Genomic DNA, 21,029 nt, shown 5'->3' with positions numbered 1-21,029 from the left:
GCCCGGCATCATATAGGCAAAGCGAATGCTGCCGCCAGCCGGGCGAGTTTAAGCTTCTTCTTCCAGGTTGATTTGCGCAATCTGCATGGCGCCGCCATTGAGGCGGGATGCAATCAGGTGGCCGATCGCCACCGCGCCAATGCACAACGCCACCGACAGGCCGATGTTTAAGGCCGCCCGAGTCGCGCCGCCGGCGCGGATCAGGTCGAGGGTCTGCAGGCTGAACGATGAAAACGTCGTGTAGCCGCCGCAGACGCCTATCATCACGAACAGGCGCAGCGGTTCGGACACCGGAAACCGCCCGTTGGCCAAGGTAATCGTGCCGAAAAACCCGATCAGCAGCGAGCCGGTGATGTTGATGATGATGGTGCCCCAAGGCAGCTGGCCGCTGATGGGCAGCGCCAGGAATGACACCAGATAGCGCGCCAAGGTGCCGATCGCACCCCCGGCCATGACCACAAGGCAATTCGTAAAAGACATGCTCGATCCTCTTGTTGAGGCGAGCTACAGCCCGCCGTGCGGCGGGGATCTGGGCGGATTCCTACCGCGATTTGTCGCGGTAGGAGTCATCAGCCTTACTGGCGGTTTCGGGAGAACTCCATTCCCATCAGAACTAAATTAGCGCGCTTATCGATCCTTGGAAAGGCCGCCGCGAGCGCAGGCAGGAGGACACCGTTTGGCACAAGGGCTGGATTCCCCAACGGGTGACCGTGAGAGACGAAGCTTCGGCTGGCTGGAAACGGGACCAGCCTCTGACTGCTCGACATGAGATGCGTGGCTCTGGATCCTGAACCTCCGACGCACGAACGAGCCTCGGCGGCATTTCCCTGCACTCCCGCGCCGTAGAGGACCGGCAAGCGATGCTGCTCAGCGCTCGTAATCGTTACCATTCGAGCGATGGGTCTTGCGGTCCTGCTCTTCAGCCTGTTGAGTCTTGTGCTTTTTGGCGTCCTTTTGCTTGGCTCTCTTCTCCTGCTCGGTGCCGGTGCGCGGCTGCTCCGGCTGGCGAGGATCGTCCCGGGTTGGAAGGTCTCGCCCTCGCGCCTCGCGCTCGGGGATCGGTTCCTCACCGCCACCACCACGACGGTGCTGCTGCCGCTCGAACTGCAACCGCGCGAGACGATCGTGCATCTTGTCGTTGACCTCTTCGCGATACTCTTCAAACTGTCCTTGATGCGTCGGCGGCAGCGTCTCGCGTATGTTGTCCAGAGCCTGATTGACGCGGGCCATCTGACGCCGCATTTCCAAGGGGGTTTGCGCCATGTTCAAATCTCCTATCAGTGCATTCAATTCTCTCATACCGGGATGGGACAGGAAAGACTTCTGCCCCGATTGATCAGCTCCGCGACCCGCGGCAGGACCTGGTTGCCCCTCCCCTGCCCGATCGCGACGGAACCGCAGAAAATCGTTGCCGATCGACTCCGCTGCCGTGAGAGCCTGACCGACCACGCCGGCGGTCCGCATCGTCGTCACAGTCTTTTGCCATGCGGCAGCGATTGCATCGCCGTTCACGACAAGGGATTGTCCATCCAAACGGCGTTGCCGCTTGGCCTCCACTCGCTCGATCGTCCTGGCGCTGACCTGATAGCGCGGATCGCTCTGGGCGCGGCTGTAGGCTCCGGCATGCTCCTTCGTGAATGGCCGCGTCATCGCATGATCCATCCGCCGCGTCGCCACCATCGCAATGCCGTTCTCGCGTGCTTTTTCCGCAAAGGTCTCGCGCCAGGCGACCAGATCTGGCTTGTAGAATTTCAGGCGTTCGCCGTCGGCTGACCGATGCTTGCACCATTGCATGGACATGGACGTGCTTGGTGTCCTTGTGATGCGCCAGGACGAACTTGTATCCTGGCGCACGCTCCTCGAGCACGGCGCGCGCCGCGGCCATGACGGCGTTGGCATCGGTGCCGGCCTTTGCCGAGAAAAGCAGGTGATAGGCATTGCGGCGTTCACGCCCTGAAAACTGCGGGCGCCATTGTTCGTAGACCGAAGCCGCCGCCTTGGTCGAATTCTTCCCCCCCGGGCACCGGCTCGCCATTTGCGAACCGGACTTGGCTGTGGGTGCGGATGAACTTCTGCAGGAAATATTTCGCTTTGGGTTCACGACCGACGGCCGCCATCACCTCTGCCTTGGCTACCACGCCAGCCGCGCCCATAGCCTCAGACAAACGCGCCTCGATCTTGTCGAGCGCCTTGCTGCGCGAATTCTCCCGACCACCGGCCAGGACTCTCGCAAGCGGCCCTGCCCGCTCATCGGTGTGTGCATAAACCTCCACCGCCTGTCCATCCTGCGCATAGATGAACGGTTTTGCACCGAAGGCCTTGTTCAGCGCCTCGCTCAAGGCAGCACCGGTGACTTCGCCGGCGAGTTCGAAACGAACCTCGATAAAATTGGTGTTTTCCAGGGGTGGTTCGAACGTCTCGCAAAACGTTTCCAGGAACGCCTTTCGTGCGCCGCCTGTCGCAAGGACCTGTCCATCCTCGTCAAAAATCTCGATGTCGTGCTTCTCGCCTTTTTCATCCTCGCGCTTTCCGATGTAATTGAGCAGCCGAGCGGCGGCTTCCTTGGTTGATGGCGGATTGGGCATGACCTTGAACACAGCAGGCTGAGCGCCCGCCGCATAGCCTGCCCGTGCCGCGACGGCCCGCGCCTGATAGGAGACCCGCGCTGCTCGGCCTGGACCGCTTGCGCGACCCGCACCACGGCCGCCACCACCACCGCGCCGCTTCCAGTCTTCCTCCTCCTCTTCCGGCCGGAAACCGGCGAGCGTGGCGCCATAGACCATGATCGGCGCGCTAGCGGCCTTGGGCGAGCTCGCAGCAGCCGTCGCTGATTTCGGAGCACCGCTGGAGACGGAGCTTCCTACAACTCCTGTCCCTCCCGGCGACGAACGAAGGGCGTTCCTGCCGCCACCCAGCGTCGAGCCGGCTGGTCCTGGCCTAAGGTGCCCGCCGCCGCCGGTCCGCTCATAACTCTTCATCACCTGGAATTCGCTGGCCTCGCGTCGGGCGCCCGTCAGAGACTTGTCATCGTCCAACTCCTCACGCTTCACGCCGGACTCGCCCCGCAGATAGCGTTCGATTTCGACCGCATAGCCAGCAAGACGACCGCTCATGGCCTGGCCTCCCTCGCCTTGCGGGACCCGCCAGTCATCGCCTTCAGTTCCTCGCGGAACTGCCGCACGAGGTCGCCCACGGCGATCAGCGCCTGCTCAAGATCCTCATCCTGGGCAACCCGGCCGTCGTTCATGGCGCACACGGCCTGATTGAAATTGACGCCGACGCGCCGCAGCTGATCGGTCATGTCCACGATCGCCGGCCGCAACGCCTCTGACGCGATAGGCAGATGCCCGGCCTCAGCCCGCACCAGACGCCGGACGACCTCACTGACGGTGACGCCGTCCCGCTCCGCGATGGCTTTGAGGCTGGCCAACTCGTTAGCCGAAAACCGGATGTGCGTCACCTCGCCGTAGCGTCGTGACGCGCTCTTCACCGCTGCTTTCTGGGCGTCTGCATTCATCTCTCAAGCCCGCTTGCGGGCGCTAAGGCCCGCCAGGGCCGCGCCGCCTATTTTGTGTGTATCACAAAATAGGCTATCCTGCCAGTAAGAAGCAAATGAGGAGGAACGAAAATATGGTCGCGTCTTCTTACCAGCCCAGTTATCGGCGGCGGCAGCGCGGGCGAAATGTTCACATCGTGATTTGATGCAATGTGTCTATGATGGGTTGGCGACTTGGTTCCATGTTAACATGGAACCATCGGCCTTCTGATGGGAAGCCGGAAAGCGTAGTCGGAAATGCGCAGTCGATGGGCCACCGGACCTTCTTTTCTGACGAAAGCAGCTGCGCAAAAACTGCATCTTTAGCGAGCCCTTATCTGTGAGCGCCTGGGTTGCCAAACCAGGCTTCCCCGTCGACTATGTCATGATGTTTCGACCGTGATCTTGTTTCCATGTGTCCATGATGACTTGTCTCCATGTTAACATCGAAACAAGGAGCCAACGCCGGAAGGAGGCCCCCATGATCATCTCCGCTGCGATCCCAAAGGGCGGCACTGGCAAATCGACGATGCTGCGCACCCTCGCATCCGTCGCGCTGCATAGGGGTTATTCAGTCACTCTTATAGACGGCGATCGGCGGCAGAACATGAACCGCTGGTTCCAGATGCTGGGTGACGCTGGCAATCGTCCTGACAGCCTGCAACTGGTGAGCGCGATGACCCCGCAGGAAATCCTTCGCGCGGCAGCCACTCACAACGGTGAACGCTCCGTCGTCTTGATCGATACGGAAGGCACTACAAATGACAACCTCATGGCCGGGCTCTTCGCGGCCGATATTGTCGTCGTGCCGGTCTATTTTGCCCTCGACGACGTGACCGCCGCCATCCAGATCACCGACCACTACATTCCGCTGGCGGTCGAGAGCCGGGGTAGACCGCTGCCTGCGATATTCGTGCTGACCAAGCAGACCATCATCGATGGTCGGGCCCGAGCCTTGACCGAACTGCGGGCCATCATCCAGGCCAACGGCACGCCGATTGCAGAACACGTCCTGCACAATCGTGTTGCCTACCGCGATCTACAGACCGGACAGACCCTTTACAGCTTCGCGGTGCCCGATGCGAAGGCGGTTGCCGAGAGCGAAGGGGTCTTCGACGACCTTCTGCAAACCTTCATCGAAGCCACAAGGAACGCGGCATGAGTGAAGAAACCGCACCGAAACCCGGTGACGACAAGAAAGCCCGCATGATGAAGGCGATCTCCACGCTGCCGCCAGCGCTGCCCAGCATGTTCATCCCACCGAAGGCCGAGCCGTCAGGGATCAAGCAGCAAGCTACGCCACAGACGCAGGAACCGACAAAGCCGTCCCCTCCAGTCGGGCCCGATTTTCGCAAGCTGCTGCGGCAGGGTCAGAAAAAGGATCCCATCGCCGGCAAGAAGATTCGCGAGGAGGAGATGGTTCGCTGCGGCTACTATCTGATGGCCGTTGAGCAGCGCCAGTTCAAGTTGCTGGCGATCAGCAACGGGCACAGCATGACCGAGCTGCTGCGAAAGGCCGTGCAGGATTATATCCGCATTCATAAGCACAAACTGCCGAAGGAATAATCGGCGGTATGGAGTCGCTGTCGCATGCTGTGACGGGTGACGTTCGTGGCTCTTTGCGACGCGCAAAAAAAGGGCCCGCGACGGAGTGTTCCGTCGCGGGCCCTTTTTTTGTGTTTGCCTACTCGGGTTGGTTGAGGTGTTTCAGCAGTTCACCGAGGATCCCGTCCCGTTCCGAACGATCGCCGGCTGCCGCTTTGTCCTCGACCAGCTTTGCAGCCATTTCGGGCGGCAGCGGCATGAAGTCGTAGCCGTGCGCAGTCGCGGCGTGGCGAAGATATCCAAGCGTTTCGAACGCGCGATCGGCGGTGCCAAGCCAGAGCGCGGGCTCGTCGGTTTCTTCGTGCGGGAACGCTTGCAGGAAGTAGGTCCGAAGCGGTGGATCGTAGCCGATGACAGCGTCTGGATCCGAGCGGACTTTTCCGGTGACGGTGCCCGTGACAGTGATGGTGTAGCGGCTCATTGCAACCTCCTTTTGTCGGTGGGGAAGCCGGCCCCTCGAGGGGCCGGCCACCGATGCCTCACTGGGGGTTGTTCCAGAGGATGACCTTCTTGTTTTCCTCGCCACCCGGGGCGGGAGCGAGATTGCCGAAGATGACGCCGATCTCGGGGGCTTCCAGCTTGACCGAGAGGTATTCCTCGCCCGAACGCTGGGAGATGCGGTGCCAGCCGGCTCCGATCTCGAAGCCCGTGCGCTTGTTGACGATCCGGTAGTCGGGCGCGTCCTCGCGCGACTTGTTGGTGTTCGGGATCAGGGTGATCGGAGCGTTGACCCGGAGCGTGGCAAAGACGCCTTCCATCGAGCCGTCGGCCTTGGTGGTGAGGTTTGCGATCGTGGTGGCCATGGTAGTTCTCCTTCGGTTGCATCGGGACCATTCCCGATGGCGCCAAAGGAGAGGGCCGTCCTGCTGCGGTCATCTCGGCGAAAATTCTGGAAAATTCTATTTGCCGAAAAACAGCGGGCAGGCCCTTCGCCTGTCCGCAGAGAAAACACAGAAATCGAATTTTCCTGAATATTCGCCGAGTGTACCCCCAACGGGGGTTGACCGCACAAAGCAGGCGGTCGTCTACAAAGGCGACATGAAACGGGAATGGCCCCGGATGCGGCAGATGGACAAGAACTCAGGCCGCCATCGCTTGGCCGACGCAACGCTGCCGGATCGCAGGAACAGGCTGCAGCCTCTCGGGTCATGTCGTCGGCATCGCCAACACATCGAACAGCAGCAATGGCGCGTGAACCGCCTTGCGCGTTCGGTATGGCGGCACAGCGGTTTCGAGATCGGAGCCGGCTGGCAGCGAACTTCACGCCCCACGGTGGCGATGCCTCGCAGCTAGGTTGGATGACCGCAAGCCCGGATGTTCGGCACGCTTGCACCCGCTTCAGAAGCGAGACGGGTCAAGATGATCATCCTGCACAACGCCCTGCGGCTCTGCGCGTGGGCCGGTCTCGAAAGGGGCCGGCTCCGGCCGTTCATAAAAGTGAGTAGGCAGCGCGGGGTCGGATCAAGCATATCGGATCGGACCGGCCGGGCTGTCGGCGGGACCGGGCGTACATCATCCTGGCAGCGCCAGACGCTCGTCCGCCGTCATGCGCGCTTCGGCTTGGCGGCGAATGTCCGGACCGGCATGGCGGAGCAGGGCGCACCAGTCTTGCACATTGTACGTCGTCGCCATGCTGCCTCTGGCCAGATCGTAAATGACGCACGGCTTGTTCGCCATGGCGAGCCGAAGCACGTTGACGGCCGTGCCGGGTGATGCGCCGTCCCAGACCATCATGCCAAAGTCGGCGCGCCGCGCCATCTCCCGGTCCTTGGCGGCGTGGACCCAGTATCCTCTGGCGCCCTCAGGAGAAGGAACATGGTAGGCGGCCCAGTCGCCCAGATTGTTCCGGGGTTCCTTGCCGGCATGGAAGACCCCGACATGCTCGTACTTGTAGCCCGCGAGCAGGCCCTGCGCCTCTGCATCGGCTCCCGACGCGTCGCCAACCAGCACGCCGTGCTCGGCAGCGACGATTGCGCCGATGCGAGCGATCGCAGGTTCCGGCAGCTCGAATATCTCGCGCGATCCACCTATGAATACCATCGACATGGTGACTTTCCCTTCCTGTCCAGCGCCCCTCGCCCCGCTCCGGCCGCCCTCTCCCCCTGACCCGGCGCGAGGGATCGTCACCCGAAGGCCGAGACGGCGAAGCCGGCTCGGGAAGCGGCGGGACGCCGCGACTAGAGCCCGGCCGGCCGCAGGCCGGCGCGCCCGGATCGGATGGGAACGAAAGACGACCTGTCGAAGATCTAGGGGGTGGTGTTTGCCAGTCAGAGGCGCACGTCCTGAATCGAGCGCATGAGAACGGAAGAATTGTCGCTTGAAGCAATGAACTCCCAACTCTGCCAGTAGCACTCGGCCTCGGCATCGATTGCCCTGACCCCGACCGACATTGGCCGCGTCGAGCGGCGTTGCGCGACTGGTTCGGACAGGTGCACGCGACGAATCCGACCGCCAGCGGTCGGGTTCGTCGACATGGCGATGGAAGCGAGTTCTGAGCGCGGACGCAAGGAAGACGGCGCTTCACGCGCCGTCCTCCGCGAACCGCCAGACGGGGATGCCGAGCCGACGGGCCTTGTCGGCAAGGTTCTCGGTGATGCCGGAGCCGGGAAAGACGATCAGGCCGTAGGGCACCACTGAGAGAAGCTGGTCGTTGCGGCGGAACGGAGCCGCCTTGGCGTGCCGGTTCCAATCCGGCTTGAAGGCGATCTGGGTGACCTTCCGGTTCTCGGCCCAGCAGGCGGCGATGCGTTCGGCGCCGCGCGGGCTGCCACCGTGGATCAGGACCATGTCGGGATGCTTCTCGCGGGCCTTGTCGAGCGCGTCCCAGATCCGGTCGTGATCGTTGCAGTCGAGGCCGCCGGCGAAGGCAATCTTGGTGCCGGCCGGAACGAGCACCTCGTTTTCGGCGCGACAGCGGGCGGCGAGGAAGTCGCGGCTGTCGATCACCGACGCGGTCATCGCCTGGTGGCTGACCTTGGAGCCGGTGCGCGGCCGCCATGCCGATCCGGTTTGTGCCTCGTAGAGGTCGGCGGCCTCATCGCGCATGATTTCGAGCACGTTGCGGCGCTCGATATAGGTGATGCCCTCGGCAGTGAGCCGCTCCAGCTCGACCGACTTCACCTCGGAACCGTCCTGTTCCTGCTGGCTTGAACGCTGGGCCTCCTCGTTGCGGTCGAGACTGCGGGCGACGCGCTCGGCGGCACGGTGGAAGACGTTTGCGAAGGACCAGAGCAGGTCATCGAGATCGGGTTCGAGCCTGGTGTCACCAAGCATGCCGGCGAAGGTCTCGACGATACCGGCGAGGCCGGCCCGGATCACCTCGTCGTCGGGAAGTGGCCGAGCATCAGGTTCGTCCTGATGCGGGCGATGGCCGTACATCTGCAGTTCGAGGATGACGCGATCGGTCGGCGAGGAGGCGTGGTAGGGTTCGTAGGCGTCGTCGAGGGGAAGCTCGTAGGTCATGGCGTGTCTCCGTCGGTTGTGGCCGCGCCCTTCGCGGCCTGACAGCGCATCCCGGCTACGCCCCGGGCGCGGCGGCACCGAAGGCCGGAGCGCGAGCGGAGGACGGCGCAGCCGTTGCGGCCGTGACCGGGGCGTGGCAGGGGTCGCCTCTCGGGCAGGCCGCGGGCGCGGCCTCTCCGGCGGACCGCCGCCATGCCTGCAAGTCTCCCCGTGACGCCACCCCTGCCCGCCTGCCGGTCAGGGCCGTTCATCCGGGCGGCAGAAAGAGACGGGCATCCTCCGGGACGAGCTGATCGCTGAGCCATGCCGCGAGATGGGCGGGTCCGAGATGGCGCAGATCGTCGTTGAAGTCGCCGAGCTGCGGCCGCAACACCAAGGCGAGGATCCCGGCGTCGCCTGCGCGCTGGCTGAGACGCTCGATGCCGTGCCGGCCGGCGGCGTCGGCATCGGCTGCGATGTAGAGGCGACGGCAGCCAGGCGGGAACGTCAGGCCGGCGAGGTGATTGGCCGAGGTGGCGGCCGCCGCCGGCAGCGCCGGCATCACCACCTTAAGCGAAGCCATCGTCTCGAAGCCCTCGCCGGCGGCCATGACCGGGACGGGCTCACCGGGCTGGTGGCCTAGCCAGATGCCGTTGCCAAAAAGATGCCCAAGCGAGCGGCGTGGATCGGCGAGTTGCGCCTTGCCGACCTTGCCGCTCGGGTGCAGCCCAGAGGACAGGTAAGTGCGCTGCAGGCCGGTGATACGCCCGTCGAGGCTGGTGACAGCGGCAATCAGGGCAGGCAGCGTCTGCGTCTCGCCCGTAACGAGATCCCTGTAGTAGCAGCCGGGATGGAAGCGCAGCGCGCGCTCATGCGTTGAAAGCAGAATGCCACGACCGGCAAGATAGCGTTCGGCCAACGTGCCGGCGATCGGTTGCGACATGCCGAACAGGCGACGCGCGGCGTCGGGAGAGCCCCGTGCCGCGGCAAGTTGGCGCTGCGCGCCAAGGGGATGGGGCGGTGGCAGCGGCATAGAGAGGAAGCGGCGTGCTTCATCCGCGACCTCGCGGAAGTCGACCAGACCACAGCTCTGCTCGATGACGTCAAGCAGGTCGCCATATTCGCCCGACGACTCATCGACCCATTTTCCGGCTGCCTTGCCGCCAACCGTCTTAAGCCGCACATGCATGGAACCGGCCGCGCGTGTTGCGGACATCGCCGACCATCCAGTAATTGCCGGAGCGATGGCCGTTGCAGAGATATTCGCGGCACACCGCCTCGGCATGTTTCGCCAAGGCGGCGTGCCAGCTCGGAGGCCGAGCCGGTCATGATCGCCTCCCTCAAGCCGCCGACGTGCGGTCGGTGACGCCGACCAAGCGTATGGCGGTCGAAGAGGGAGGCGAGGATGGCGGACCCTTGCGCGGTCGTCGGGATGAACAGCCGCAGCTTCCAGGAGATGATCTCGGAGATCAGCCCCAGCGCCTTCAGCCGGGGGACCATCGCGTCGGTGAAGCCAATCAATTCGACACGGTAGTCGTTCATGACCCGGCTGCGGCGCAGAATCAGGCCATCGGCGAGTTGCAGCCCGATCCTGCCTTCCACGAAGCCCGGTCCAGGCATCTTCCGGCGCGAGCTTGGGTACATCGTCGAGCCCCAGATTGCGGAACATGGTCGCGACAAGCGCCGGCGCGATGTGACGGCCGATGATGCGTTCGCCGGCATCGGTCTGGATCCGGTAGACCTGACAATCATGGTCTGGCAGCCGACGCCAGATCGGCAACAGCAGACCCGTCACGATGTGAAAGGTGCTGGTGGTGAACTCCGGGACGGCGGCGACTTCTGCCTGCCACAGGTCGCAGAACAGTTTTCGGTCGGCCGGCTGCCAGTGGGTTTCGGCAAGGGCGTCGAGACCGTAGCGCAGCTCGTCCGTCGGCCGCAGCAGGCGCACGCGGTGCTCTATCGCGCCGTCGTCGAGCATCAGGCTCGCCGTTGGCATCCGGATCGCCGCACGGCTCGACCGCGTGTTGACCAACAGGATCGCTTGCGGCTCGGCCCGGGCGATCGCCAGCGCGTCGACCAGGCCGAGCGGCCGCATACGGTCCTTGCGCGCGACGGTCAGCACATGCGACTGCGCGCCCGAGACCGGATGCGTGTAGACGGTGCGACGATCGGTGACGACGATGCTCTCCGCCGCAATCGTCTCCAGACCTTTGTCATAGGAGCCGGCAGCGATCGCGCCCTCGACCTTAGCCGTCATAAGTTGCTCGAACACTTCGAACAGCAGGTTCTGGGTCTCGATGCGCAGCGCCAGCAGGCGGTTGAGCCAGGTCGTGATCGGCGGCAGCTCGTCGCGCAACCCGCCCTCGTCGGTCGTCAGCGACAGTCCGGTCGCGGTCTCGAAGGTCGAAAGCGAGCAGCCCTCGATCTTGCCCTGGTGCAACAGCCTGTAAAATTGGCGAAGTGCGGCCCGTGCATAGGGGCTTTCCAGATTGTCCTCGGCACGGAACAGCCCCGCCCCACCGGTCTGGCGCTGGCCACGCGTGATCGCGCCCAGCGTGTCGAGCCGTCGTGCGATGGTCGACAGGAAGCGCTTGCCGGCTTTCACGTTGGCGGCCATGGGCCGGAACAACGGCGGTTGCTTCTGATTTGTGGGGTGGGTCCGTCCGAGACCCTGGATGGCGTTGTCGGCGCGCCAGCCGGCCTCGAGCAGATAGTGTTTGCGCAGCCTCTGGTTCTTCACCCCAAGATCGGCATGATAGGAGCGGCCGGTGCCGCCGGCATCCGAAAAGATCAGCACGCTCTTGTCGTCGTCCATGAAGCTCTGGGTCTCGGCGAGGTTGGCCGAGACCTGGCGGTTCTCGACGGCAAGCCGGTCGACGCCGTCGCGGCCGGTCTTCTTGACGATGCGGCGCGAGCGGCCGGTCACCTCGGCGACGGTGTCGGTGCCAAAGTGATGGATTATCTGGTCGAGCGCGCTGCCGACCGGCGGCAACGACGCGAGCCGCTCGATCATCTCGTCGCGCCGGCGAACGGCGTCCCGGCACTGGACCGGGTTGCCATCTTCGTCGTGGACAGGCCGCGAATAGACGTTGCCCTCCGCGTCTGAATATTCCTCGAACAACTGGGTCGGGAAGGAGTGCATCAAGTACCCGCCGACATATTCCCGCGGCGTGATGTCGACATGCAGGTCCGACCATTCCTCGGTCGGGATCTCGGCAAGGCGTCGTTCCATCAGCGCCTCGCCGGTCGAGACGATCTGTACGACCGCCGAATGACCGTCGGCGCGGTCCTGCTCTATCGCGCCGATCAGGGTCGGCGCCATCATCGAGGTGATGAGATGGCTGAAGAAGCGCTGCTTGGTGTTCTCAAAGGCTGAACGCGCCGCCGATTTTGCGTCGCGGTTCAGCGTGCCGGCCTTGCTGGTGATGTTGGTCGCCTCGAGTGCTGCGGTCAGGTTGTTGTGAATGACCTGGAACGCGTCGGCATAGGCGTTGTAGATGCGGATCTGTTCGTCGCTCAGTGCATGCTCGAGCAGGTCGTATTCGACCTCGTCATAAGAGAGCGAACGCGCCGCATAGAGGCCGAGCGATTTGAGATCGCGGGCGAGTACTTCCATCGCCGCGACACCGCCATCCTCGATCGCGGCGACGAATTCGGCGCGGTTGGCGAAGGGAAAATCCTCGCTGCCCCAGATGCCGAGGCGCTGCGCATAGGCCAGGTTCTCGACAGCGGTGGCGCCGGTTGCCGAGACGTAGACGACGCGCGCGTCGGGAAGGGCGTGCTGCAACCGCAGTCCCGCCTTTCCTTGCTGCGACGGGGCGACGTCGCCACGCTCGCTTTTGCCGCCAGCGGCGTTGGCCATGGCGTGGGCCTCGTCGAAGACGATGACGCCATCGAAAGATTTTTTCGCCCCCGACGGGTTTTCTCCAATTCCTGTCTGGCTTTCGGCCCTCCCTGCCGACTCTTCTCCGTTCCCTGTCGGGCCTTCGGCCCTCCCCGCCTCTTGGCCAACCCAGTCGAGGATCTGGGCGATCCGGGATTTCTTGCCTTCCCGCTCCTGCGAGCGGAGCGTCGCGTAGGTTGTGAACAGGATGCCCTCGGCAAGGCGGATCGGCGTGCCCTGGCGAAAACGCGACAGCGGCTGGACGAGAAGTTTTTCCTGACCAAGTGCCGCCCAATCGCGCTGGGCATCTTCCAGTAGCTTGTCCGACTTGGAAATCCAGATCGCACGGCGGCGCCCCTGCAGCCAATTGTCGAGGATGATGCCTGCGACTTGCCGTCCCTTGCCGCAGCCGGTTCCGTCACCCAAAAACCATCCACGGCGGAAGCGGACAGCGTTCGCAGCCCCTTCTGGTGCGGCCGAGACGACATCGCAGGTCTCGTCAACCGTCCAGGTGCCGGCGAGATGGCCGCAATCGGCTTCGCCGGCATAGACGACGCTTTCGAGCTGGGCGTCCGACAGCAGGCCCTCGTCGATGATCGCATCAGGAAGAAGCGGCCGATAGGAAGGTTTTGGTGGCGCGACGGCGGCCATTGCGGCCGACTGCACGAGCGGCGTCGGATGCGGCTTTGCGCGGGGAATGTCGATCGACTGTAGCGCGTAGGGTTCGTAGATAGTGTCGGTGAGCCGCCCGCCCTCTTCCGGCATCCAGTCGCGCAGCTCATAGGCGAGGGGGGCCACCGGCGTGCTGTTTGCCTTGACCTGGCTGGCGGGCTTCGCTCGTGCCATCGTACGGACCGGTTGGATGGCCTTTGGAGCACCCGTTGAGACACCGAGGAGGGCGGCTCTCGCCCCCGATCGGCCGCCCATATGCATGGCGGCATTGCGCGGGATGCCGTTGGACAGTGCGCCGATCGAATCCGGAAAGCCGCCCGGTGTCCGGGGCGGCAGAGCCGTGATCCAGGCGAGCAGCGTTTCGACATCAGTGGCCTTGCCGGGCGACCGGACGAAGTTTTTCGGTTCGGCGGCCGGTACCTTGTCGATAATTGTCAGGCGGGTCTCAGTGGTGGTGCCATGGCGGGCGTAGACACGGCCGTCGATCGCCGCGGTAAAGACAATGGTGCCCTGTTGCTGCAGTTGTTCGAAAGCCGGCCGCCATTTGGGGTTTTCCGGACACAGCCCGGTGCCGGTGATGGCGACCAGGCGCCCGCCAGCGCGCAGGCGTGCGAATGCGGAAGAGAGGTGCCGCCATGCCGCGTCAGTGACATGGCCGTCGACATAGGCGCCGACGCTGAACGGTGGATTGATCAGCACAACGGACGGCTCGATGGCCGCGTCGAGATGATCGTCGATATGGGCTGCGTCGTGCCGCGAGACGGGGACCCTTGGAAACAGCAGTCCGAGGAGATCGGCCCGCGTCGCGGCAAGCTCATTGAGGGCGATCGAGGCGCGCGCCATCTCGGCGTGGACGGCGAGCAGACCGGTGCCGGCCGAGGGTTCGAGAACGAGGTCGCAAGATGCGATCGCCGCGGCGTGCGCCGTGACGAAAGCCAGCGGCAAGGGCGTGGAGAGCTGCTGCATGGCCTGGCTCTCGTCGGAGCGCCGCGTGTGGGTGGGAAGAAGTTCCGCGATGCGCCTCATCATCGCCAGCATTGCCTGAGGCGTGCTCGACCGCGACAAGATCGCCGGACCGAACCGGCGCAGAAACAGCACCTGGGCGACTTCGAGCGCCTCATAAGCGTTCTTCCAGACCCAGAACCCTTGCGCATCGCTGCCGTCAAAACTGGTCGTCATGGCGGTGCGCAGTGCGGCGGTGGTGACAGGCTTGCCCTATTCGAGAGACGGCAGAAGCAGCATTGCCGCCTGATAGATCGCCTGGGCGGTGTCGATGGCGTCTTGTGCCGGCGCGGCGAGGGAAGCGGCCGTCCGGCCAATGGTCGAGGTGGTCGAAACAATGTTCATGGAGATGTCCTTCGCGAGAGGGGGAGTGGCGCCCGGGCCGGCACTCTCTCCGCACCAGCCGGGCCCCAATCTTCCCGCCTCCCCTCTCCCTCTGGCGCCGATGCACCAAAGGGGTTGCGCTCCGCGCAAAGCCAGACTTGAATGCCCGGACAGGGATGCGGCGCGACCTGGAGCTGTGGAGGGGATGCGACGGTTTAGAATTGGCAGTGCGGTCTACGAGGAGGCAGCGCCTGACCTGCAGGCGGCTCTGGCGAACGCCTATGCCCGCACCGAGCGTCCGCTATGCCTGTGCCGCGAGCCGGGCTGCCCGATGTACATCGCCCGCATCGGCGACCTTCACCTGATCAAGCGCATGCCGCTTAGCGGCGGCGGGCATGATCCATCCTGTGATTCCTATGAATCACCTTACGAACTGTCCGGGCTGGGCGCCTTGATGGGCAGTGCGATACAGCTCGATCCGCAAAACGGCTTGGCCGCCCTCAAGTTGGACTTCAGCCTGTCGAAGACAGGGAGCCGCGCGGCATCGGTGCCTGCGGGGCAAAGTTCCGCCAGCGTAACGGCCGATCCCAGGAGGATGTCGCTGCGTGGCCTGCTTCATTATCTCTGGCACGAGGCTGAATTGACTGTCTGGACATCGAGGTGGGCCGGCAAACGGCATTGGTGGAATGTCCGTTGGCATCTGCTCGAGGCAGCCGGGCAAATGACAGTGAGGGGCGGACCACTCGCCGATATCCTGTTCGTGCCCGAGCCGTTTCGGGCCGAGAACAAGCAAGCCATTGAGCAGCGTCGCAACGCGGTTCTCGGCACGGCGCTCCCGCCGAAATCCGGCCCCCGAAAGTTGCTCGTCCTGGTCGGCGAGGTGAAGGAGATCGTGCCCGCCCGCTCCGGTCAGAAACTCGTCATCAGGCATTTGCCCGGTTTTCCCTTCATGATCGACGATGCATTGCACCGCCGTTTGCAGGCACGTTTCGAGAGAGAATTGTCGCTGTGGGCAGCGGATCCGAACTCACATCTGATGGTGATCGCGACCTTCGGACTGAACCCGGCCGGCCTCGCCATTGTCGAGGAGATTGCGTTGATGGTGGTCTCCGAGAACTGGATTCCTTACGAGACGGTCCCGGAGAAAAGGCTCGTCGATGGGCTCGCCCGCCTTCGCGAGAAGAGCGTGAAGGGATTGCGCTTTGACCTGCAACCCGACCAGCCGATCGCCAATGCATTGCTTCAGAACAGGGACGACCCGATAGCGCTCTTTGTCGTTCCGGCCGGAGCGGACGAAAACTACGAAGCGTCGCTCGACGAAATGATCGCCGCGCGACCGGAGATCGGCTCCTGGGTGTGGCGGGTCGGCGAAGGCGATATGCCGCCGCTACCCCTTTTAGCGTCGGGCGGAATTTCCAACGCGCCTCAGTATGCCCTAGGTCAGGCCGAGCTTCTTCTTGAGCTCGGCATTTTCCTTGCGCAGACGGTCGGCAAGCAGGTTCTTGAGACGTTTGTTTTCTTCTTCGAGCGCGACAAGATCACGGAGATCGCCGCTGTCAGAGGAAGGTGCGGCAGCCCTCTTCCAATAATAGTAGGTCTGCTCCGATATGCCGGCCTGGCCGACCGCAATCTTGCTGGTCGCGCCGGCAGCGATCGATTTCTCGATCTGGGCAAGCTTCTGGGAGCGTTCCTTCTCGGAATATGTCTTGCGGACGGTCTTCGCTGCCACCGGCGCTTCCGCGGCCGGGGGCGCAGGTTTCGCTCCGTTCTTGCGGACCGGCTTTACGAGCTCTGCCTTCGCTTTCTTTGCTCGCGGAACTTTCTTCTTGGATTCAGGCACTTCCACTTTGGCTGGGGCTACTGTCGTCTGAACAGTCTGGGCGTCCTGAAAATCGGCCATCATATACTCCGCTTGTGGTTTATCCCCTTCTTCAGCATCAAGGGGTCTTATACTGAAGTCAATGACCTCCGAATTTGGGAGCGGAGCAGCATAGCCCGGCTGCGTCATCTCCGTGGCAATCTTGGGGAGGTCGAGATCGCCCCAGATCGAATGGCTTGGCTTCTGCTTACCGCGCCTCTGTTTCAGTTCCACGATGAATGGCCGGATCTGGCGCTTCATAGTCTGTTCCTTGATGTGAGCATGACTTGCAAGCCAAGTCGCAGTTTGGGTTAGCGAGTACCCGACGTATCATATCGCTTTCGCCGTGCTTTATCGGAGAAGCCCCGCAACGAGCAAGCGGTGTGTCATGGGCCTAGGGCAATCGGCTCAATGAACGGGGGCAAACATGCCTACCGAGAGAGCGCTGCCTCATACACGCGATGCTCAGGCGTCTAGCCGGCCGAGTGCGATGACTGTGCACAATCCGGCTGGACCGATTGCAATCCTTATATTCTTGGGAACTAATCTTCTCATGGCGGCGGATGAGCTGGACGCGCTTGTTTTCGGGATGGCGGTCGACAGCGTTCGTGCGCTTTCTGTTCCTTTCGCGGAAAAAGTCGCGGAAGTCGCCCACAGAAGCCTGGGCGTTGTGCTTTTCAATTTGCGCATCGATGGCGACATGGAACTTCAGCGCGTCGCCGCCATCCGGTATCCAAGTAATCAGACAGGGGTTCTGGTGCTGGATAAGCAGGGCTTGTTGACCAGCCATTGCATGGTCAATGGCACTTTCTCCAGCTTTATCGCTCCGTTGGAGGACTGGAACACGCTGCCGCTCGCAGCGCAGGCCAGGACGAGTATCGCCGGCCCGGCCAGCCTGTTCATCGGCGCTTTACGCAATGCCGGATACCTCCCGCGTGGCAGGCACTGACCCCAAGTTTTGCTGAGGACCGGATGCTTGTATCCTCGGGGCAGTTGGCCATGCGGTCTCGAAGGTCTTAACAGCTGAGGATGGACGCGGGTGCATCCATTGAGCGAAAGTCGGTCACCGTGATGGAGACTTTCGCCGCCGAAGCGCGTTTCTTATAGATGCCCATCGTCGCCTTCCTTTGTCAGCTCCGACGCAATCGCACTCTGGACAGGAATTCGTCGATCTCGAGATCCGACAGATCATCGAGCAGCCTGAAGGCAGCATCATGCCTTCCGGCGTTAACGAGAATCGTGCGTTTGCCGCTATGTTCGGCCCACCCGGTCTCGGGGTCTGCATTGCGGGCGGTCCCCCTGAGCTCGACAGGGGTTATGTTCCAGATCGCCTCGAGCTTTTCCGCGCGGGTCATGCTGTCGCTCGCGCCGGTCTCGTGGGCGATGGTGGCGGCGCGCATCTTGTCTGGCGACTGCCGATCCGTGAGATCGCAGAAGCCATGAAACCAGCGCTCGCGGCCCCGGATCCGGATCGCGAAGAATACGCTGGTCACGTTGCCCGCCTTATACTCCGACATTCCCAACATGCCGGTGCGCATGAAGAGCGGCGGCAACAAATCTAGCATGAAGTGGTATTCGGACGCGGTGATCTCAAACCACTCGCCTGAATAGGGAGTGCCGGAATTGGGATCGATGCCGGGAGTGTCTTTGTGGCGGCTGAACAGTTGGAACATCTGCTCGCGGGTGGCGACGCCGTCGAGCACCTTCCTGAAGGGTGGATGTGCGGTCATGAGGTTCTCCTCAAGGCAAGTCGGCCACGCGCGGCATCGCCGCGCCATGGCAACTGCTTGCTGTGTTGTGGCTGGCGACGGGCCGAGCCTGCGGCCGGCACGTGCACTGGCGATGATGGGGTTTGCAGGAGTTTAGGCGGCGCGTCGCTCGGAGGAACACGAAGCGTCTCGACCAACCCCGGTGATGGCACGGACGGCGGCGGCGAGCGCCGGGATATCGTCGAGCATGCCGAGTGCGACGAAGTGGTTGGCCCCGCCGATGTAGTCTTTACGGCCCTTGCAGGTGCGGATCAGGATACCGTGACCTGAGGACAAACCGAACTGGCCGACCTGGATGTAGGCGTCGTCGTGGTGCAGGGTAATTTCACCGCAAACGGCGATGCCCGCCCTGTTGGAGCGCAGGTCGAAGCTTCCCTGCGGCAGCGCGAGTTCGGCGGCGAGTTTCTTCAGCCGTGAACGGGCTGTGGTGTGGAAACGTCTCTTCTGCTGCTCGTCGTAGGAGCAGGATCTTTTCCAGTCGAACATGTCGATCTCCATGAAACAAAAACTCCCCGGGCGCGCTGTGGCGATCCCGGGCTTGAGGGTGAGTTGGAACTGGATTGGGCCCGGCGGGAGTGCCGGGCCCGGTGCGAGCGTGAGGCCGGCTATTCGGCGGCCTGAAGGTGGTCGGCCTCGTCGCTGTCTATGGTCACCGGCTTATTGGAGGACGGATCCGCATCGTCGGCGAGGAAGGCCGGCAGCTCGGCGGCATCGCCGTCGAGAGCCGCCTCGTCCGACATCTCGCTGGCGGCCGCGTCGCCAGCATCGGCAGACACTTCATCGACCTCAACGCGCAGCGGCTCTGGCAGCCAGTTCGAGCCTTCGAGAAGACGGGCAGCTTCACGGGCCATGATGTCCTTCTTCATGTGGTCGATCAGCTGCGCGGAGTCTGCGCCACGCGCTTCACGGACAGCCTGTAGAATCCGCGCCTTGGTGAGCCTCCCGAGGAACTCGACCGTGGGCGTCCAGCCGGCGTCGACCATGTCGAACTGGAGCGAGCGGCCAAGCACGTCTACATGCTCGAGCGCCTTCGCTCGCCTGTTCCAGGGTTCGACCACCGCATTGAGGGTCAGCGAGACGCAGTGCGCGAAAAGCGCCTTGCGGCTTGCTTCATCGAGGCCGAGAAGGAAGTCCCACAGGCCTTCCGCCTCATCGGGCAAATCGCGGTCCCAGGCTTCGTGCCGCTCGGCGATCTCCTTGGCCCAGGAGGTCTCGGCAAGACCGTCAACCTGGCTGAAGCTGCCGCTCTTCATGCAGATCTCCAGGCACGTGTTCGGCGCGAAGCGATAGAAGACCTGCAGGACGAAGGCATGGAGTGCGGCGATGATGGCGATATCGACGTCGCCGGCGAGCGCGTTGCGTAGCGCCAGCGTGCGCTGCGCCGTCAGGTCGAAGACGAGCCGATCAGGGAGGGGCTTGATGCCATCGTCCTCGCCGTCGTCGCCAGAGGCGTCGTTCACCGGCTGGCCGTTGACGACAACGCCATCGCCGTCGTCGTCGCCATTGGATCGGGTTTGGCCCTCGGTGCCCCCTTCCTCGCCCTCATCGACGTCGCTGGTTTCGGGCCGCGGCTCGTCCTCGGACCGAACGAAACCGGCGTCGACCTGGGGCTTACCGTTCGCGGCAAGCATAACGAACACCCCGGCAATGGTCTTCTGGCCGGGATCGTAGCTTTGAGGACGATCATCGATCGCATCGAGCTCGGCACCCAGTTGGTCAAGCTTCGCCTCGATTGCCTCGTCGGTCTCCTCTGCCTCGGCATAGTCCGCATCCAGCTTGTCGTATTCGGCCTTCAGCGCCTCGTAGCGTTCGATCTCCTCGGCGCTGAGCTCCTGCGCCTCGGCGTAGATGCGCCGCATGCCGGAGGTGTGGCCATAGGGAAAGCTGATCGCCGCCTCGACCCATTTCCAGCCTTCGGCGCGGATCGCCTCGGCATCCACCTTCAGCCTGTCGAAGACAAGCTGCTCGAGGAGCGCGGCATCCTGGAACCAGCCGCCGGAATCCTGCTCGAACAGGTCGCGAAGGACGACGCCTCCAGCCGCTTCATAGGCTTCGGCACCGACATAGACGGCACGGCGATCATCGGCCCGCACCGTCGTCTCCGTCAGCAGGCGCCTGATGTAGTATGGTTCCTGCGTGTGCGAGCTGGCAATCCGCTCCCAGACCTGTTCCTGGCGCGCGTGATCGTCGGAGATCGAAAACGCCATGATCTGTTCGAGCCGGATTTCGTCCTTCTCGTAGAGATCGAGAAGTTTCGGTGACACCGAGGCCAGCCGCAGGCGCTGCCTCACCGTCGCCGGCGATACGAAGAAGCGGGCGCCGATCTCCTCCGGATCGAGGCCCTGATCGCTGAGCGTCTTGAAGGCCCGAAACTGATCGAGCGGGTGCAGGTCGGCGCGCCGCAGGTTTTCGGCAAGCGAATCCTCCTCGGCCGAGGTCTCCTGCCCGCGGTTGACGATGCAGGGGATCGGCTCGTTCTTCGCCAGGCGCTTTTGCTTGATGAGGATGCCGAGCGCGAGATAACGCCGGCCGCCGGCGGGCACCTCGAACGTGCCGGTCTCCTCGCCCTCGCCGTCGAGCACGGGACGTACGTTCAGGCTCTGGATCAGCTTTCGCCGTCCGATGTCTTCGGCCAGCTGCTCGATCGACACCCCGTCCTTGATGCGCCGAACATTCTTCTGCGACAGCATCAGCCTGTCATAGGGAATATTCTCCGCAGCGTTCATCGCGATCTTCTGAATGGCGTTCTTTGCCATGGTCAGGTTCTCCATGACGGGCGGCCCGGGGCCTCTCCCCGAACCTCCAAGCCCGTCAGAACCCTCCCCTCCCCCTCCGCCTCCAGGCCTCACGCCGACCTGACCCCGGCTCGCGGATCTCGACGCGACCGAGCCGCCCGAGGGGCCTGCAGCATGTTGGCGTCACGGTTCTCCCACGAAAAAA

General features: G+C 63.5%; 17 protein-coding genes, 2 pseudogenes and 1 riboswitch. Of the genes and pseudogenes, 4 read left to right on the top strand and 15 right to left on the bottom strand.

Translation table 11 applies throughout. From position 1 onward, the window contains the following. Window positions 1–48 precede the first annotated feature (48 nt). From crcB to HB778_RS37070, 5 genes and pseudogenes are all read right to left on the bottom strand, one after another. Complete coding sequence (crcB, locus tag HB778_RS37090) at window positions 49–480, bottom strand: fluoride efflux transporter CrcB (RefSeq protein WP_183454983.1); 432 nt, start codon at window positions 478–480, stop codon at window positions 49–51. 73 nt (window positions 481–553) lie between these two features. Next, window positions 554–615, bottom strand: a riboswitch (Fluoride riboswitch). Between the two features lie 252 nt (window positions 616–867). Then, window positions 868–1,800: a hypothetical protein gene (locus HB778_RS42270; protein WP_244662121.1), complete on the bottom strand. Its 933-nt coding sequence runs from the start codon at window positions 1,798–1,800 to the stop codon at window positions 868–870. A gap of 37 nt (window positions 1,801–1,837) precedes the next feature. Beyond that, window positions 1,838–2,035: pseudogene (locus tag HB778_RS43670) on the bottom strand (hypothetical protein); the annotation flags it as partial. Beyond that, the gene (locus HB778_RS37075) at window positions 1,947–2,783 is read right to left on the bottom strand and encodes a hypothetical protein (protein WP_183465565.1); all 837 of its coding nucleotides are present in this window, start codon (window positions 2,781–2,783) and stop codon (window positions 1,947–1,949) included. The pseudogene HB778_RS43670 and the gene HB778_RS37075, both read right to left, overlap by 89 nt. A 326-nt stretch (window positions 2,784–3,109) precedes the next feature. Further along, window positions 3,110–3,517, bottom strand: a complete 408-nt coding sequence (locus HB778_RS37070) for a hypothetical protein (RefSeq protein ID WP_183454984.1) — start codon at window positions 3,515–3,517, stop codon at window positions 3,110–3,112. Between the two features lie 499 nt (window positions 3,518–4,016). Here HB778_RS37070 and HB778_RS37065 point away from each other — a divergent pair, with 499 nt between their 5' ends. After that, entirely contained in the window at window positions 4,017–4,697 is a 681-nt protein-coding gene (locus HB778_RS37065; protein ID WP_183454985.1) for a ParA family protein, read from the top strand. Then, window positions 4,694–5,101: a hypothetical protein gene (locus HB778_RS37060; protein WP_183465419.1), complete on the top strand. Its 408-nt coding sequence runs from the start codon at window positions 4,694–4,696 to the stop codon at window positions 5,099–5,101. The genes HB778_RS37065 and HB778_RS37060 overlap by 4 nt, the downstream gene beginning before the upstream one ends. A 118-nt stretch (window positions 5,102–5,219) precedes the next feature. On the opposite strand, the gene HB778_RS37055 is transcribed toward HB778_RS37060, so the two are convergent. The 6 genes from HB778_RS37055 to HB778_RS43665 form a co-directional block, all read right to left on the bottom strand. Beyond that, the gene (locus HB778_RS37055) at window positions 5,220–5,561 is read right to left on the bottom strand and encodes a hypothetical protein (RefSeq protein ID WP_183465564.1); all 342 of its coding nucleotides are present in this window, start codon (window positions 5,559–5,561) and stop codon (window positions 5,220–5,222) included. A 58-nt stretch (window positions 5,562–5,619) separates the two neighbouring features. After that, window positions 5,620–5,943, bottom strand: a complete 324-nt coding sequence (locus tag HB778_RS37050) for a DUF736 domain-containing protein (RefSeq protein WP_006205585.1) — start codon at window positions 5,941–5,943, stop codon at window positions 5,620–5,622. 709 nt (window positions 5,944–6,652) lie between these two features. Further along, window positions 6,653–7,186, bottom strand: a complete 534-nt coding sequence (locus HB778_RS37045) for a hypothetical protein (protein ID WP_183454988.1) — start codon at window positions 7,184–7,186, stop codon at window positions 6,653–6,655. Window positions 7,187–7,660: 474 nt separating this feature from the next. Beyond that, the gene (locus HB778_RS37040) at window positions 7,661–8,602 is read right to left on the bottom strand and encodes a DUF2493 domain-containing protein (RefSeq protein WP_183465563.1); all 942 of its coding nucleotides are present in this window, start codon (window positions 8,600–8,602) and stop codon (window positions 7,661–7,663) included. Window positions 8,603–8,849: 247 nt separating this feature from the next. Beyond that, entirely contained in the window at window positions 8,850–14,315 is a 5,466-nt protein-coding gene (locus HB778_RS37030) for a strawberry notch-like NTP hydrolase domain-containing protein (protein ID WP_432421288.1), read from the bottom strand. Between the two features lie 36 nt (window positions 14,316–14,351). Next, window positions 14,352–14,483 (bottom strand): hypothetical protein, encoded by a 132-nt coding sequence (locus tag HB778_RS43665; RefSeq protein ID WP_432421287.1) that lies wholly within the window; start codon window positions 14,481–14,483, stop codon window positions 14,352–14,354. Window positions 14,484–14,667: 184 nt separating this feature from the next. Between HB778_RS43665 and HB778_RS37025 the strand changes: the two are divergent. Beyond that, window positions 14,668–15,855, top strand: a pseudogene (locus tag HB778_RS37025) (DUF1173 domain-containing protein); the annotation flags it as partial. A gap of 42 nt (window positions 15,856–15,897) precedes the next feature. On the opposite strand, the gene HB778_RS37020 reads toward HB778_RS37025, so the two are convergent. Continuing rightward, entirely contained in the window at window positions 15,898–16,362 is a 465-nt protein-coding gene (locus HB778_RS37020) for a transposase (protein WP_183455047.1), read from the bottom strand. Between the two features lie 511 nt (window positions 16,363–16,873). On the opposite strand from HB778_RS37020, the gene HB778_RS37015 reads away from it, so the two are divergent. After that, the gene (locus tag HB778_RS37015) at window positions 16,874–17,269 is read left to right on the top strand and encodes a hypothetical protein (RefSeq protein ID WP_038654673.1); all 396 of its coding nucleotides are present in this window, start codon (window positions 16,874–16,876) and stop codon (window positions 17,267–17,269) included. Between the two features lie 181 nt (window positions 17,270–17,450). On the opposite strand, the gene HB778_RS37010 is transcribed toward HB778_RS37015, so the two are convergent. From HB778_RS37010 to HB778_RS37000, 3 genes are all read right to left on the bottom strand, one after another. Continuing rightward, window positions 17,451–18,050 (bottom strand): DUF1419 domain-containing protein, encoded by a 600-nt coding sequence (locus HB778_RS37010; RefSeq protein ID WP_183454992.1) that lies wholly within the window; start codon window positions 18,048–18,050, stop codon window positions 17,451–17,453. A gap of 132 nt (window positions 18,051–18,182) precedes the next feature. Then, window positions 18,183–18,587: a hypothetical protein gene (locus HB778_RS37005; RefSeq protein WP_244662052.1), complete on the bottom strand. Its 405-nt coding sequence runs from the start codon at window positions 18,585–18,587 to the stop codon at window positions 18,183–18,185. Window positions 18,588–18,694: 107 nt separating this feature from the next. Next, the gene (locus HB778_RS37000; protein WP_183465562.1) at window positions 18,695–20,845 is read right to left on the bottom strand and encodes a ParB/RepB/Spo0J family partition protein; all 2,151 of its coding nucleotides are present in this window, start codon (window positions 20,843–20,845) and stop codon (window positions 18,695–18,697) included. Between the last annotated feature and the right edge of the window lie 184 nt (window positions 20,846–21,029).

It is taken from the genome of Mesorhizobium huakuii (assembly GCF_014189455.1).
In the GTDB taxonomy this organism is placed as follows: domain Bacteria; phylum Pseudomonadota; class Alphaproteobacteria; order Rhizobiales; family Rhizobiaceae; genus Mesorhizobium; species Mesorhizobium huakuii_A.
This window is presented reverse-complemented; position numbering and strand designations above follow the sequence as displayed.